Annotated in this window: 14 protein-coding genes; 5 read left to right on the plus strand and 9 right to left on the minus strand. The window is 71.3% G+C overall.

What is annotated here, in order from left to right; all coding sequences use genetic code 11:
* Nucleotides 1-15: 15 nt before the first annotated feature.
* From MKK88_RS29865 to MKK88_RS29880, 4 genes are all read right to left on the minus strand, one after another.
* Nucleotides 16-1341: an O-antigen ligase family protein gene (locus tag MKK88_RS29865; protein WP_244006575.1), complete on the minus strand. Its 1326-nt coding sequence runs from the start codon at nucleotides 1339-1341 to the stop codon at nucleotides 16-18.
* 328 nt (nucleotides 1342-1669) lie between these two features.
* Nucleotides 1670-2572 carry an alpha/beta hydrolase gene (locus MKK88_RS29870; protein ID WP_244006582.1) on the minus strand — a complete coding sequence of 301 codons (903 nt, stop codon included), beginning with the start codon at nucleotides 2570-2572 and terminating at the stop codon, nucleotides 1670-1672.
* Nucleotides 2573-2655: 83 nt separating this feature from the next.
* Nucleotides 2656-3570, minus strand: coding sequence for a lytic transglycosylase domain-containing protein (locus MKK88_RS29875; protein ID WP_244006583.1), 915 nt, complete (start codon nucleotides 3568-3570; stop codon nucleotides 2656-2658).
* Between the two features lie 70 nt (nucleotides 3571-3640).
* The gene (locus MKK88_RS29880; protein WP_244006585.1) at nucleotides 3641-5020 is read right to left on the minus strand and encodes a CoA transferase; all 1380 of its coding nucleotides are present in this window, start codon (nucleotides 5018-5020) and stop codon (nucleotides 3641-3643) included.
* Between the two features lie 93 nt (nucleotides 5021-5113).
* Between MKK88_RS29880 and MKK88_RS29885 the strand changes: the two genes are divergently transcribed.
* The 4 genes from MKK88_RS29885 to MKK88_RS29900 are packed head-to-tail and all read left to right on the plus strand — an operon-like array spanning nucleotide 5114 to nucleotide 9464.
* On the plus strand, nucleotides 5114-6751 hold the full coding sequence (locus MKK88_RS29885) for an ABC transporter ATP-binding protein (protein ID WP_244006586.1): 1638 nt from the start codon (nucleotides 5114-5116) through the stop codon (nucleotides 6749-6751).
* A gap of 2 nt (nucleotides 6752-6753) precedes the next feature.
* Complete coding sequence (locus MKK88_RS29890) at nucleotides 6754-7974, plus strand: phosphopentomutase (RefSeq protein WP_244006593.1); 1221 nt, start codon at nucleotides 6754-6756, stop codon at nucleotides 7972-7974.
* 8 nt (nucleotides 7975-7982) lie between these two features.
* Nucleotides 7983-8174, plus strand: coding sequence for a DUF1192 domain-containing protein (locus MKK88_RS29895; protein ID WP_244006595.1), 192 nt, complete (start codon nucleotides 7983-7985; stop codon nucleotides 8172-8174).
* A 3-nt stretch (nucleotides 8175-8177) separates the two neighbouring features.
* Nucleotides 8178-9464, plus strand: coding sequence for a leucine-rich repeat-containing protein kinase family protein (locus MKK88_RS29900; RefSeq protein ID WP_244006601.1), 1287 nt, complete (start codon nucleotides 8178-8180; stop codon nucleotides 9462-9464).
* 42 nt (nucleotides 9465-9506) lie between these two features.
* On the opposite strand, the gene MKK88_RS29905 is transcribed toward MKK88_RS29900, so the two are convergent.
* From MKK88_RS29905 to fliL, 5 genes are all read right to left on the minus strand, one after another.
* Nucleotides 9507-10106: a cysteine hydrolase family protein gene (locus MKK88_RS29905; RefSeq protein ID WP_244006603.1), complete on the minus strand. Its 600-nt coding sequence runs from the start codon at nucleotides 10104-10106 to the stop codon at nucleotides 9507-9509.
* A gap of 132 nt (nucleotides 10107-10238) precedes the next feature.
* Entirely contained in the window at nucleotides 10239-11114 is an 876-nt protein-coding gene (locus MKK88_RS29910) for a MotE family protein (protein WP_244006605.1), read from the minus strand.
* On the minus strand, nucleotides 11111-11605 hold the full coding sequence (locus MKK88_RS29915) for a DUF6468 domain-containing protein (RefSeq protein ID WP_244006606.1): 495 nt from the start codon (nucleotides 11603-11605) through the stop codon (nucleotides 11111-11113). Before MKK88_RS29915 ends, MKK88_RS29910 begins: the two co-directional genes overlap by 4 nt.
* Before the next feature lie 19 nt (nucleotides 11606-11624).
* On the minus strand, nucleotides 11625-12842 hold the full coding sequence (gene fliM, locus MKK88_RS29920; RefSeq protein WP_244006992.1) for a flagellar motor switch protein FliM: 1218 nt from the start codon (nucleotides 12840-12842) through the stop codon (nucleotides 11625-11627).
* Between the two features lie 34 nt (nucleotides 12843-12876).
* Nucleotides 12877-13434, minus strand: a complete 558-nt coding sequence (gene fliL, locus MKK88_RS29925) for a flagellar basal body-associated protein FliL (protein ID WP_244006608.1) — start codon at nucleotides 13432-13434, stop codon at nucleotides 12877-12879.
* A gap of 253 nt (nucleotides 13435-13687) precedes the next feature.
* Here fliL and flgF point away from each other — a divergent pair, with 253 nt between their 5' ends.
* A complete protein-coding gene (gene flgF, locus MKK88_RS29930; RefSeq protein ID WP_244006615.1) occupies nucleotides 13688-14428 on the plus strand; it encodes a flagellar basal-body rod protein FlgF in 741 nt (246 codons plus the stop codon).
* The last annotated feature ends 4 nt before the right edge of the window (nucleotides 14429-14432 follow it).

Genomic DNA, 14432 nt, shown 5'->3' on the forward strand with positions numbered 1-14432 from the left:
CGGTGCGACCGGTCCTCAAGCCGCCGCCAGGGCGTAGCGCGTGCGCAGGCGCAGGCCGAACACCGCCATCATGAATAGGCAGCAGGTCGCGTTGTTGCCGTTCCACAGCACCGTCTCGAACGAGGCCGAGACGAGGCCCAGGAACCACAGCCTGAGAAACAGCATCGTCTCCGCGTCGAGCCGGCCACCGCCGGCCACGCGCTGCAGGTCGCGCACCGGCGCCAGCACGAAGGCCGCCACGGTCAGCACCAGGAACGGCAGGCCGCCGATCAGCGCCGTGTCGAGATAGGCGTTGTGGGCGTGATCCACCGTGTTGACCCAGGTCAGCTCCTCGGAGCCGGCATACATGGTCCGCTCGGTCATCCAGAACGCGCCGATCCCCCAGCCGCGCCAGGGGCGGATCAGGATGTTGTCGATGGCGAACTGCCAGATCTCGCTGCGCCCGGTGAAGGTCGCGTCGGTCAGCAGCGACCCGACCGCCTCCTGGATCGGCGGAATCAGCACCGAGCCGATGGAGACCAGCGAGAACCCGACCACCGGGCCGAGCAACAGCAGGCCCCGGGCAAACCCGCCTTTCAGCACCTGACAGAGACCCGTCACGCCGAGGATCACCGGCAGCAGCAGGATCGCGGTCTTCGAGCCGCTCGCCAGCAGAAACCCGGCTGCCAGCAGCACGATGGCCCAGCCGAGGAACCGGCTGGCGGCGGTGGCGACGTAGAGGCCGACGATCACAAGGATCACCATGGCGGCCCCGGCCTCGTTCTTCTGCGGGAAGATCCCGCGCCAGAGGCCCGGATGGCTCGGGTCGGAATTGACGTCGAAGGCCGAATGGATGGCGAGGTTCGGGACGAGGGCCACAGCCAGATAGGAGGAGAGCACGATCACCAGGGCCGCCCCGGCCAGACTCAGGGCCAGTTGCCGTGGGGACCGGGCAACAATGAGGACGCCCGCCGAGAGCATCGCGGCGATCACGAACAGCGCCAGCCGGCGCAGCGACAGGCTCGGCTCGATCGAGAGCAGCGTCGTCAGGCCGAGCCAGAGGGCGCAGAGCAGGAGTGGCCGGGTCAGCAGCGGCTGGAGGTGTCGCACGCCGATCCGGCGGATCGCCAGCGCCATGGCGGTGCCGGCGGCGAGGAACAGCACCTGGGTCAGCAGGCTCCCATCCTCGGAGGCCGCCAGGATCGAGCGGTCGGACAGGTCCTTCAGCCAGACGTGGTTCCAGAGCAGGACGAAGACCGCCCCGTTGAGGAGCACGCGCACCACGTCCGGCACGTCGCGGCCCGCGAGGCCGCGCCGCCGTCCGTCAGCCGGGATGCCGATCGCTGCGTCCGCAGAAGCCATGTCGTGTTCCACCGCCGAGCCTACGACACTCGCGGTCCCGGCCGAGCGCCCGGGTCATCCCACCCTTTCCCCTCATCCTGAGGTGATGGAGCGCAGCGCAGGCCTCGAAGGAGCCCTCCAGGGATCACGCGGCTGGCTGGAGGGCTCCTTCGAGGCCCGCTTCGCGGTCACCTCAGGATGAGGGGATTGGATGAGACGTTCGTCGCTCCCGTCTGGGACGGCGTGGTCAGCCGCAGCTGCATCTTAGACCGGGGCGCGGCCCACGCGATGGCAAATCAAACGTCGCACCCGGCGATCGCGCGATAACCTTGACGAAGGGCTGCTGCGCTCAGCGCCGCATCGTGTACTGCGACCGGCCGGCCGATTGCCGCATCAGGAAGGACGCCATCTCGGCGAGTTCCGGCGCCTTGGAGCGGAAGGTCACCGACAGGGCGAGCAACGTGTCCTTGTGGTCGAGGCCGGGATAGAGTCGCTCCTGCACCGGCACGTGCTCGGCGCGCAGCTTTGACGCGAGGCTCACCGTGTGGCGGGGCTTCACCACCGTGTCGGCATCGCCCGACGCCAGGAAGGCGGGGGGCGAGAGCGGTCCCACGAAGCTCCCCGGCTGGGTCGCCGCCTGATCGGGCGCCTTGCCGAACACCTTGATCGTCGTGTCCTGATCGAGCGGCAGGAAATCGTACGGGCCGGACAGGCCGGCCACCGCCTTGATCACCTTGGGATCGACGCCCGCCGCGGTGACGTAGCGCGGGTCCAGACCGAGCATCAGGGCGTTGTAGGCGCCGGCGGAATGGCCGGCCAGCACGATCCGGCGCGGGTCGCCGCCATAGGCCGCGATGTTGTCGCGCACCCAGGCGAGCGCCGCCGCGCCATCTTCCAGGAAGCCCGGGAAGGCGGTCTCCGGGTAGAGCCGGTAATCCGGCAGCACCGTGACGAAGCCCTGCGCAGCGAGCGCGTGCCCGACGAAGGCGTAATCGTCCTTCACACCGCTCTGCCAGGAGCCGCCGTAGAAGAATACCAGAACCGGGGCGTTCTCAGCGCCCGCCGTGGGAACGTAGACGTCGAGGCGCCTCCGGGGACCTTCACCGAAGGGCTGGTCCTTCGCGGCGAGGCGCCCGCCGGGATCGCGCGGGCCGATCGCGTCGAACAGGGCCAGCGGCGAAGCGGCGTTGATACCGAACGCCGCGAGCCCGAGGCAAAGCAGGCTGACCAGCGCGGTGAGGAGTCGTGTCATATCCCATCCGGTTATCGCGACCGGCCCATACGGCACCGCGCTCGGGGCGGATTGATGACGGCGGCGCGGCAAAGCGCGGAAAATCAGGTCCGCAGCACGAAGCAGGCGCCGCCGACCTTCCGGATGCGGCCGCACAGGTCGTCGGCGGCCTGCCGGCTCTGAGCCGGGATGCGGATGCGGTAGAAGGCCCGGGTGCCGCGGTTGCGCAGGCGCGTCCCGATGATCATCGGCCGCACCTCACCGATCACGCCCGCGTAGGTGTTCCGGGCGCGGTTGAAGCTCTGAAGTGCGAGCGCCTTAGAGAAGTTGCCGGCGAGCTGGATGCCCCAGGGCGCGGCCGGCCCCTCGTTGGGCCCGAGGGCGAAGCGGTCGCCGCGGGACGGGATGCGCAGGCTGGCGGTGACCTGCAGGCAGGTCTGCGGCGCCGGCTTGGCGTCTTTTGTTTCCTTGGCCTCCGGCTTTGCGGGCGGACCGCCCTCCGGGAACTCGATCGCCTTGGCGGGGCCGGTCCGCCAGTCGTCAGCCGGCCGTCCCGTGATGGCGGCCACGTAGGCGCGGGTCTCTTCCGGCAACCCGCCATCGCCCGCGAGCCACTTGCTCACCCGGCCGGCGCCGCCGTTATAGGCCGCCGCCGCAAGGCCGAGATTGCCGAACTGGCTCTTCAAATCGGCCAGCAGGTGGGCGGCGTGCGGGATCGCCTGCTCGGGGTCGAACGGGTCGAGGAGCCCGCGCTCCCGGGCCGTGCCGGGCATGAACTGGGCGACGCCCTGTGCGCCCGCGGGGCTCACCACGCCGACGCGAAAGCTGCTCTCGCGCCAGATCAGGCGCGTCAGGAACGGGATGGGCAGGTTCCGGGCCTTGGCGGAGTCGTCGATCAGGCGGCAGAGCGCCTGCTCCACGGTCTCGGTTGCCCCCTCGGAGGGGACAGCGAGAGCCGGCCGAGACGAGACAAGGAGAAGGGCGAGGAGAGCGGCGCGGCGCAGGCGTGAGCTGTTCACACCGGGGTTGTAGCGGCCTTCGGTTGCGGATCAATTGATGCGGGTGGCGGCATGAGATGTAGACGCTCCGCTATACAGCCGCCCCGTCGGCCGCCCAGGCCGGCGCATCGTCCCCGAGGCGGCGCGCCGCCCGCGCCCAGTGCATCGGTGCACCCGTTATCTCCACCGGTGGCCGCAACCGCCGCGCCGGTCCCCACGACGTCGCCTCGACCGCCGGCGCCAGATCCTGCGGCGACACGGCGGAGCAGGGGGCCTCCGGTTCCGCCGCACCGGCCTCGACCAGCAACGCCGCCGTGCGGGCAAGGGAAAGCCGCGCCCCGCCGCCGGTTCCGTCCGCGAGCCGCCGTGCCAGCAGCCGGAGCACCGCCGCCGCCATCATGTAGCCGGTGGCGTGGTCGAGGGCCTGGACCGGAAGGGGCACCGGCTTGGCAGCCTGCTGCCAGTCCCGACCGGCCTGCGCGATGCCGGTGCTCATCTGCACGAGGCTGTCGAAGCCGCGCCGTCCGACCCACGGACCGGTCCAGCCATAGGCATCGAGACAGACCTCGACGAGGCCCGGCGCCCGGGCCCGCCGGGCCTCCGCACCGTATCCGAGCCCGTCCAGGGCCCCGGGCCGATAGCCGTGGACCAGCACGTCGGCCCCCGCGAGCAGCGCCTCGAACGTCGCCCGATCGGCCGCCTGCCGCAGGTCGAGCCGCGCGCAGCTCTTGCCCAGGGTCATCTCCGGCTCGATCGGGGCCTCGTTCCATGTGGGCGGATCGAGCCGCAGCACATCTGCCCCGAACCCGGCGAGGAAGCGCGTCGCCACCGGCCCGGCGATCACCCGCGTCAGGTCGAGCACGCGCAGGCCGGCGAGCGGTCGCCCGGGCCGGGGGGCCCAGCCCGAGCCCGTCCGGTCGCCACCCGGACCGACATGGACCAGCGGCTCGGCCGCGACCGCACGGCCCTGCGGATGCGCCGCCCAGTCGGCGCATCCGCGCATCTCGGCCGCACCGCCGCCCTCGGCGACGATTGCTTCCTCCAGCTCCCCCTTGGCCCAGCCCGACACCGCCCGCGCCATGCCGACGCGATCCGCCTGCGGACCGAGCACGCGCTCGGCCGCCGCCCGGTGATGCGGCGCGTTGGTGTGGAGGCGGATCCAGCCGTCCCGGGTCTCGTAGTCGCCCGCGACCGGATCCCAGGGATCCGGCACGGGCCAGCCCTCCGGCTGCAGCGACCGCGCGAACCAGAATGAAGCGAGCCGCCGGTCCACGGTCACCGGGCCGGTCAGCCCCGCGACCTCCGCAAGCGCCAGCGCGGCCGCCCCGAGGGAGCCGGCGGCGAGATCACTGACGGCGAAGATGGAGGGCAGGGCGCCGGTCCCAGTGACGTGCAGATGGTCGAGCGCGTCAGGCGGTCCGTCGAGGGCCTGCCAGATCCGGGCCGCGAAGGCGTGGGCGCCAGCCGTCATGCCGATCTCCCGTGCAGTCCACCGTCAGTCGGGCGGAGCTTCGTCGCAACAGGATAGACTAGGGCCTCCGGCCCGGCGCGCTATAAGGACGTCATGACGTTGGATGAATCCCAGCCGCTCCTCGCCGTCGAGGACCTGTCGGTCGCCTTCCGCTCGCGGGAGGGCGAGACCCGGGCGGTCGACGGTATCGGCTTCACCATCCGGCGCGGCGAGACCGTCGCGCTGGTCGGCGAATCGGGATCCGGCAAATCCGTGTCGGCGCTCGCGATCCTGCGGCTCCTCGACGGGGCCGCGCGCCAGGAGGGGCGGATCCTGTTCAAGGGCCGGGATCTCGCGGGTCTGCCGGAACGTGCCATGCGCGACGTGCGCGGCGCCGACATCACCATGGTGTTCCAGGAGCCCATGACCTCGCTCAACCCGCTCCACACGATCGAGCGGCAGATCGGCGAGGTGCTGGGCCTCCACCGCGGGCTGACCGGCAAGGCGGCCAAGCGCCGGATCCTCGAACTCCTCGACCTCGTGGGCCTGCGCGATGCCGCGAGCCGCATGGGCGCCTATCCGCACGAGCTTTCCGGTGGCCAGCGCCAGCGGGTGATGATCGCCATGGCGCTCGCCTGCGAGCCGGACCTGCTCGTCGCCGACGAGCCGACCACGGCTCTGGATGTCACCGTCCAGGCGCAGATCCTGGCGCTGCTCGCCGACCTGCAGAAGCGGCTCGGCATGGCGATGCTGTTCATCACCCACGATCTCGGCATCGTGGAGCGGATCGCCGACCGGGTCTGCGTGATGCTGAAGGGCAGGATCGTGGAGGCCGGCGAGACCTCGGCGGTCTTCGCCAATCCGCAGCACGCCTACACCCAGCGCCTGATCGCCTCGGAGCCGAAGGGCCGCGCCAACCCGATCCCGCCCGATGCCGCGCCGCTCCTCGAGGCCGGACCGCTCAAGGTCTGGTTCCCCCTCAAGGCGGGCCTGCTCCGGCGGGTCGTCGGCCACGTCAAGGCGGTGGACGGTGTCGCGCTCCGGGTCCGCGCCGGGGAGACCGTGGGCGTCGTCGGCGAGTCCGGCTCCGGCAAGACCACGCTCGGCCTCGCCCTGCTGCGGCTGACGGCCTCCGAGGGGCCGATCGTGTTTCTCGGCAAGGCGATCGACGGCTTTGGCGTGGCGCAGATGCGGCCGCTGCGCAAGGACATGCAGGTGGTCTTCCAGGACCCCTACGGCTCGCTCTCGCCGCGCATGTCGGTGGCCGATATCGTGGCCGAAGGGCTGGTCGTGCAGGGCGCCGTGCGCTCCCGGGCCGAGCGCCGGGCCGTCGTCGCGAAGGCGCTCACCGATGTCGGGCTCGATCCGGCCGCCATGGACCGATACCCGCACGAATTCTCCGGCGGCCAGCGCCAGCGCATCGCCATCGCGCGGGCGATCGTGCTGAATCCGCGTTTCGTCGTGCTCGACGAGCCGACCTCGGCGCTGGACCGCTCGGTCCAGGCGCAGATCGTGACGCTGCTGCGCGACCTCCAGCGGGAGCGCGGGCTGGCCTACCTGTTCATCAGCCACGACCTGAAGGTCGTCCGGGCGCTCGCCAACTACGTGATGGTGATGCAGAACGGCCGCGTGGTCGAGGAAGGCCCCGCCGAGACGATCTTCTCCGATCCGCAGACCGCCTACACGCGCGCCCTGTTCAAGGCGGCCTTCGCCCTCGACAGCGACGCGCCCACCGAGCTGGAGCCCGCCTGACCGTGCCGCGCGCGCTGCTCATCGTCCTCGATTCCGTCGGCATCGGCGGGGCGCCGGATGCCGAAGCCTACGGCGATGCCGGCTCCGACACCCTCGGGCATATCGCGGACGCCTGCGCGGTGGGCCGGGGCGACCGGGCAGGCCTGCGCGCCGGCCCGCTCCGGCTGCCGCATCTCGCATCCCTCGGGCTCGGGCTGGCCGCGGCCGGCGCCACGGGCCGGATCCCGCCCGGTCTTGCACCGGCGGGCGAGCCGCAGGGGGCGTACGGCCATGCCGTGGAGACGGCCGCCGGCAAGGACACGCCCTCCGGCCACTGGGAGATCACGGGCCTGCCCCTGTCGCAGCCCTGGGGGCACTTCCCCGAGACGCAGCCGACCTTCCCGCCCGAACTCACCCAGACCCTGATCGCCGAGGGTGGCCTGACCGGCATCCTGGGCGACCGGCACGCGTCGGGCGTCGCCATCATCGACGCGTTCGGGGCCGAGCACGTCCGAACGGGTAAGCCGATCTGCTACACCTCGGCCGACAGCGTGTTCCAGATCGCCGCCCACGAGGAGGCGTTCGGCCTGGAGCGGCTCTACGACCTCTGCCGCCTCGCGCGTCGCCTGTGCGATCCCTACCGGGTCTGCCGGGTGATCGCCCGGCCCTTCGTGGGCTCGGCGGAGGCGGGCTTCCGCCGTACGAGCAACCGCAAGGACTTCGCGGTCGAGCCCCCGGGCCGTACCCTGCTCGACCGGGCCGAGGCGGCGGGCCGGAGCTGCGTGAGCGTCGGCAAGATCGGCGACATCTTCGCCCACCGGGCCACGGGCCGCGAGATCAAGCCGGGCCCGAACGCCGCCTGCCTCACGGCCGGGCTCGATGCCCTGCGGGACCTGCCGGACGGCGGCCTGATCTTCGTCAACCTCGTGGATTTCGACACCGAGCACGGCCACCGCCGGGACGTTCCGGGCTACGCCGCCGAGCTCGAAGCCTTCGATGCCCGGGTGCCGGAGATCCGGACGGCGCTCCGGCCCGGCGACCTCGCGCTGATCACCGCCGACCACGGCAACGACCCGACCTGGACCGGAACGGACCACACCCGCGAGCAGGTGCCGGTCCTGGCCTTCGGCCCCGGCTTGGCCGGCCGCTCCCTCGGCCGGCGGGACAGTTTTGCCGATATCGGCGCCACCTTGGCGGCCCATCTGGGCCTGCCCTGGGACGGCGCCGGACACCCCTTCCTGTAGGAGGACCTATGCGGGACGACGACGACCGGCCGCGCAAGGCCGTGTCCCACGAGATCGGGCAGCCGCTGGATACCCTGTCGCTCTCGGACCTCGACGAGCGGATCGGGCTGCTGCGGGCCGAGATCGCCCGGATCGAGGCGGCGCGGACGGCCAAGCAGGCGGCGCAGGGGGCGGCCGACGCCTTCTTCAAGCGGGGTTGAGGCTTGGACCGGACCGAAACGCTGGCCGCCCTGCGGCGCGGCGATCTCGCCGGCGCGCGGGAATTGCGCCTGCCCGATGGGCTGACCGAGGTGCCCCGGGAAATCTTCGCGCTCGCCGACACGCTGGAGGTTCTGGACCTCGGCCGGGGCAGCCTGACCGACCTGCCGGCGGATCTCGGCCGGTTGCGTCACCTGCGGGTGCTGTTCGCCTCGGGCAACCCGTTCCCGCGCCTGCCGCCGGTGCTGGGCGACTGCCCAACCTTGAGCCAGCTCGGCTTCCGCGGCTGCGGCATCGAAGCGGTGCCGGCGGAGTCGCTGCCGCGCGACCTGCGTTGGCTGACGCTCACCGACAACCGGATCGAGACTCTGCCGGCGGCCCTCGGGGAGCAGCCGCGCCTGCAGAAACTGATGCTGGCCGGCAACCGGATCGCGGCCTTGCCCGACAGCCTGTCGGCGGCCGACAACCTGGAACTGATCCGGCTCGCCTGCAACCGCCTTGAGGCGCTGCCGTCCTGGCTGATGCGCCTGCCGCGCCTCGCCTGGATCGCCTATGCGGGCAATCCCGCGGAGCCCGCGACGGAGCCCGCTCCGTCGGTACGGGTGCCCTGGGTGGAACTGGTGGTCGGCGACCTGCTGGGGGAGGGGGCCTCAGGCCGGGTCCATCAGGCAGCTTGGCGCGGCGAGGCCGTGGCGCTGAAGCTGTTCAAGGGCGCGATGACGAGCGACGGCCTGCCCGCCCGCGAGATGGAGGCCTGCCTCGCCGCCGGCACCCATCCGGCGCTGACCGGGGCGCTCGGCCGGCTCGACGGCCATCCCGATGGGGCCGAGGGGCTGCTGCTGCGGCTCCTGCCGCCGCACTGGCACGTTCTGGCCGGGTCGCCGAGCCTCGCCAGCTGCAGCCGCGACGTCTACGACCCCGATCTCCGGCTCGATCCGGAACGGACGGTGCGGATCGCGCGCTCCATCGCGGAGGCGGCGGCCCACCTGCACGGGCGCGGCCTGATCCACGGCGATCTCTACGCCCACAACACGCTCTGGGACGCCGACACCGGCGCGGCCGTGCTCAGCGATTTCGGCGCCGCCTCGGCGCTTCCGGACGGGCCGGCCGGCGCGGCGCTGGCGCGGATCGAGGCGCGGGCGATGGGAATCCTGCTCGGCGAGCTCCTCGACCGCTGCCCTGCGCCGCCGGAGGATCTGCGGGCGCTGGAAGGCGCCTGCACCCAGCTGGATCCCGCAGGGCGGCCGGGCCTCGCGGAAGTCGCGGCAGCGCTGGGGCGGATCACGGCCTGAGCCTCGCGGCCGTCAGCACCCGGGCGGCGTCGCCCGACGGTCTCAATCCGTGATATCAGCCTGCCGCCGCGCCACAACGGCGAACAGGTCGCCGAGGGCGGCGAGGCTCGCGGCCTGGATCTGGGCGGCGGGGACGACCGAGCCGTCCGGCCCGGGCAGGTCCCGCGTTGCCGTGGTGGAGGCCACGACGGTCGGACGGAACCCGAGATTGAAGGCGCTGCGGGCGGTGGAATTGACGCACATATGCGTCATGAAGCCCGCCAGGACGACATCCTTCACGCCCGCCGCCTCCAGCCGCGCCTGAAGGTCGGTACCGACGAATGAGCTCGGATAGCTCTTGGTGATCACCGGCTCGTCGCCCTGCGGCGCCACCTCGGGGCTGATCTGGCCGATCGGCGCGGTCACGTCGTAGGGCGAGCCCGGCCCGGCATCGTGGCGGATGTGGAAGATCGGAATGCCGGCCTGTCGCGCCCGGGCCAGCAACTGCGCCGCCTCGCGGATCGCGGGCTCCACGCCGTCGAGGCGCATGATCCCGTCGCGGTAGGTCTGCTGCAGGTCGATGAGCACGAGCGCCGAGCCCGTCAGGGCGGCCGGCGCTGGGTTCAGGCCCGACAGGCCGCGCAGGGTTGCGAGTTCGGACATCCGGCGTCTCCCAGGGCGCCGCTCAGGAACGGCGGCGGCCATTGCATTTGTGCCGGATTCTACACCGCGCCGACGGATCGGCACCACCCGTCAAAGGTGTACCGTAGACCCGCGCGATGCGATGGCGTCGTCCTACCGCCCCGGAACACCCGGATCGATCGCCGGCAGCTCGTTCGCCGGCAGACCCGCGCCGGCCTGTGCCTGCACGCCGCCGGTCCCCCGCGCGCGGTTGGCGAGCGCCACCGTCAGACGCTCGGCGGTCTCGGGCTGCATCACCGCCAGCACCTCCGCCATCTTGCGCGGGTTCATGGCCAGCACGATCGGCACCAGCACGTCGTGGCCGAGCCGATCGAACACCCGGGCGGCGTCCTTGGGCTTCATCGCCTCATACATCGTGACGATGTTCTTCAGCCCCTGCCTCTCGGCCTCCTCCTTCGCCTTGGCGACCGTCTCGACCTTGTCCTCGGCCTTCTTGAGATCGCCGAGGCCGGTCTCGAGCTTCCGCTCGGCCTCGCCCAGCATCTTCTCGCGCAGATCCAGCTCGTCGCCCTTCTGGCGCAGGGCGTCGCGCCGGGCGCCGAGCTTTTCGAGGAGCACGCGCTCGGTCGGCGAGCCCGACCCCTGCGTGGCGGGCGGCGCCTCCGGGGGTTTCTCCGGCGGCGTCTCCGGCGGCTTCTCGGCAGACGCGGCCTTGTCCTCCTTGGCGCCCACCGATCCCGTGGTGACGGGGTCGGGGATGTCGAAGCCGGTGCGGGCCCGGGCCACCGCCCGTCCGAAATCCGGCAGCGCGCCGCTTTCCGGCAGGCCGGCCTGCAGGAGGCTCAACAGCTTGAGCACGAGGAGCCCACCGGCCGCCAGCGCCACGGCATCGATGAGGCGCAGCCGCACCGGCCGCGCCGGCCGCACGGGCTTGGGCGGTGCGCCGCGCCGCGCCGCGCCGGCCTTTCGCAGCTTCTCCTCGGGATCCAGCTTCGGGGGCGGGATCTTGGGGGCCTTGACGCCGGTCACGCGGCGCGCGCCCGGACGCGGGCCAGCGCGCGCTCGCTCATGGCCAGCGCCGCCGCGGCGGCGGCCCCGAGGCGCTCCCCGTTCGGGCTCATGGGCTCGGGCCGAGGCCGCGCCGGCTCGGGCTCCGGCTCCTGCCGGGCCGGTTCGACCCGGGCCGGCACCACGCGCATCTGCGCCACGATGGCGCCGATCCGGGCCACCACCGCCTCGCCGGCCTCGACCTGCTCGGTCAATTCGGCGCTGCGGGCGCTAGCGGCCTCCAGGCGGGCATTCAGGGTGCGGTTGGCTTCGTCGATGGCGGCGCGCAGGCCCGCGATGGCCCGCTCGGCGGTGCCGGTGGCCACCATCAGATCGCCGATCGTCTGCCGGAGCGCCGCCTCGTCGCCCTTCATCTGGCCGATCCGGCGCGAGAGCCGCAGGGAGGTGACGATGGTGGCCGCCAGCAGGACCGCCACCAGGATGTCGGCCGCGAGGGTGACGAAGAGACTCATGACGGGACCCTCAACGACCCTAGTTGTCCGACCGGTTGTTCATCGAGGCCTCGTAGGCCTGGATCGTCGTGCGCGAGCGCCGCAGCGGCCGGGTGACCTGCACGGCAATGTGGCCGTCGACCCGGCCGATCCGCCCCTGCGTCAGCGCCCAGTCGCCACAGCGCACGGTGATGAGGTCCGACGGTTTGGCGTCGAACATCAGCGTCTCGCCGACCTTCAGGCTCATGACCTGCTTCAGCGGCAGCATCATCTCGTGCAGCACCGCCTCCATGGTCACGTCGGCCTGCCAGATCTCGGTGGCGAGGTGCCCCTCCCAGACGTGGTCGCGGCCGAGCTTCTCGCCCATGAAGCTCTGGGTGAGCAGTTCCCGGATCGGCTCGATCGTGGCGTAGGGGAACAGGATCTGCAGCATGCCGCCGCGCCCGTCGACGTCGAGGCGCAGGCTGATCAGGATCGCGGCATTGCCCGGCCGGGTGATCGTGGCGAAGCGCGGATTGGTCTCGATCCGGTCGATCCCGAAGCTCACCGGCGAGAGCGGCTGGAACGACATCTCCAGATCGCCCAGCACGATCTCCACGAGGCGGCGCACCAGCGTCATCTCGATGGCGGTGAACGGCCGCCCGTCGAGGCGGCTCGATGTGCCGCCGCGCTTGCCGCCGAGCAGCAGGTCGAAGGTCGCGTAGGCGAGGTTCGAATCGACCGTGACGAGGCCGGAATTCTCCCACTGCTCGGCCCGGAATACGCCGAGCAAAGTCGGCAGCGGGATCGCGTTCAGGTAGTCGCCGAAGCGCACCGAGGTGATGTTGTCGAGGGTCACCTCGACGTTGTCCTGGAACAGGTTGCGCAGGGAGGTCGACAGCAACCGGATCATCCGGTCGAAGACGATCTCCAGCATCGGCAGGCGTTCGTACTGGACGACGCCCGAATCGACGATGGCCTGCACGCCCCCGGCCCCCGAGGCCGAGAGCTCGCGCATGGAGAAGCCAAGGACGCCGTCGATCTCGTCCTGGTTCAGCACCCGGTCGTTGCCGGCGAGTTCGGGGAGGTTGTCGCTCTCCCCGTCCTCGATCATCGTCGCCCATTCGGCGGCGACGTCACCCGCGTTGCGCGTGGTCCCCTGCTCGGCGAGCGCCGCGCCCCACTCCTCGGCGAGGGTGGAATCGCCGCCCTCGGCGCCCTGTTCCAGCAGGGCCGCGGACCAGTCGTCTTCCGGGAGTTCGTCCTCGGGATCCATCAGAGGCGCGCCGTGACGATGACGGGACGGGGAAGGGTCATTGGACGATCACGTCCTTGAACAGCACGGCCTCGACCCGGGCCGGATAGAGGGCGATGTTGACCCGGCGCAGCAATTCCTCGCGCAGCCGGAACAGGCCCAGCGAGCTGGTCAAATCGCTGGGGCGCAGCTCGCGCATGTAAACCTGCAGCGCATCCTCGACGCGCGGCATGAGGGGTTTCACCTCCTCCTCGACCTTGGCGTCCTTCAGTTCGAGGGCGAGCCGCACCTTGGCATACTTGATCTTGTCCTGTGGCAGATCGGGGCTGAGGTTCAGCATCATCTCGCGGACATCGACGAACACCACCGGCTTCTTGGCATCCGAGCCGGCTTTGTCGCCGCCCCCGCCATGCCCGCCGCCGTGAGAATCTGCGGCGGCCTCCGCGCCGTCGCCGTGTCCGCCGCCACGGCCCATTATCAGGAAGGCGCCACCGCCGCCGCCCAGCACCAGAACCGCGGCGGCAACGATGATCATGAGCTTCTTCTTGCCCTTCGGGGCGGCATCAGCTCCGGCCTCGCCCTCCTCGGCAGAGGCCTTCTTGGGCGTCTTGGCCATGGAATAATGCTCTCTCGCGGATATCCGCGTTCGGGTACGTCCCGATATCGGAGCATCACGGTTAACGCGCCGTTAAGCCGGCAATTCCTGCCGGGCGAGGTTTGCCGTGGCGCATCCACAGCCTCCCGGCAGGGCAACGGAATTCCTACGTAGATCATTCAAATGTTTGATAAAATTTGCTCCGGCATCGCTGGCACGGCGCATGCTGAATGGATCGTTGCCGCCACCGCGGCGGCGAGTCCCAGAGTTCACGATGCAGAATGCCCTCTTCATCGGCGTGTCGAGCCAAATGGCGCTCCAGCGCGAGCTGGACGTGATCGCCAACAACATGGCGAACGTCTCGACCAACGGCTTCAAGTCCCGCAGCAGCCGCTTCCAGGAATACCTGATGCCGGTGGCGAGCGCGGATTCCTTCGCCCGGCCGGACCGGCGCCTCTCCTACGTCATCGACCAGGGCACCACCCTCGACCTCGGCCAGGGTCCGATCGAGCAGACCGGCAACCCGCTCAACGTCGCCGTCAAGGGCTCGGCCTTCATCGCCGTGCAGACGCCCCAGGGCGAGCGCTACACCCGCAACGGCGCCTTCGAGGTCAACCCGCAGGGCACGCTGGTGACCAGCGACGGCTATCCGGTGGCGGGCGACGGCGGCCCGATCTCGATCAACGCGCAGGAGACCGGGCTCGCGATCGGCACCGACGGCACGGTCTCGACCAATCTCGGCATCCGCGGCCGGATCAAGCTCGTGACCTTTGCCAACCCGCAGGCGCTCACCAACGAGGGCGGCAACCTCTACGCCGCGCAGGAGGCCGGCCGCCCGGCCGGTCTCGAAGGCCGCCTGGAATCCGGGGCCCTGGAGCGCTCCAACGTCCGCCCGGTGATCGAGATGACCCGGCTGATGGACGTGAACCGCACCTACACCATGGTGTCGAGCATGATCTCGCGCCTCGACGAATTGCGGGGCTCGGCGATCAGCCGCCTCGCCAACGTCGCGTAAGGGG

The sequence above is a fragment of the Methylobacterium sp. E-005 genome (assembly GCF_022829725.1).
GTDB lineage: Bacteria > Pseudomonadota > Alphaproteobacteria > Rhizobiales > Beijerinckiaceae > Methylobacterium.

Excerpts from the sequence above, each read along its gene's own strand:
- MKK88_RS29865 (WP_244006575.1), bottom strand. The coding sequence starts at position 1,341 with ATGGCTTCTGCGGACGCAGCGATCGGCATCCCGGCTGACGGACGGCGG.
- MKK88_RS29870 (WP_244006582.1), bottom strand. The coding sequence starts at position 2,572 with ATGACACGACTCCTCACCGCGCTGGTCAGCCTGCTTTGCCTCGGGCTC.
- MKK88_RS29880 (WP_244006585.1), bottom strand. The coding sequence starts at position 5,020 with ATGACGGCTGGCGCCCACGCCTTCGCGGCCCGGATCTGGCAGGCCCTC.
- MKK88_RS29885 (WP_244006586.1), top strand. The coding sequence starts at position 5,114 with ATGACGTTGGATGAATCCCAGCCGCTCCTCGCCGTCGAGGACCTGTCG.
- MKK88_RS29895 (WP_244006595.1), top strand. The coding sequence starts at position 7,983 with ATGCGGGACGACGACGACCGGCCGCGCAAGGCCGTGTCCCACGAGATC.
- MKK88_RS29905 (WP_244006603.1), bottom strand. The coding sequence starts at position 10,106 with ATGTCCGAACTCGCAACCCTGCGCGGCCTGTCGGGCCTGAACCCAGCG.
- MKK88_RS29915 (WP_244006606.1), bottom strand. The coding sequence starts at position 11,605 with ATGAGTCTCTTCGTCACCCTCGCGGCCGACATCCTGGTGGCGGTCCTG.
- fliL (WP_244006608.1), bottom strand. The coding sequence starts at position 13,434 with ATGGCCAAGACGCCCAAGAAGGCCTCTGCCGAGGAGGGCGAGGCCGGA.
- flgF (WP_244006615.1), top strand. The coding sequence starts at position 13,688 with ATGCAGAATGCCCTCTTCATCGGCGTGTCGAGCCAAATGGCGCTCCAG.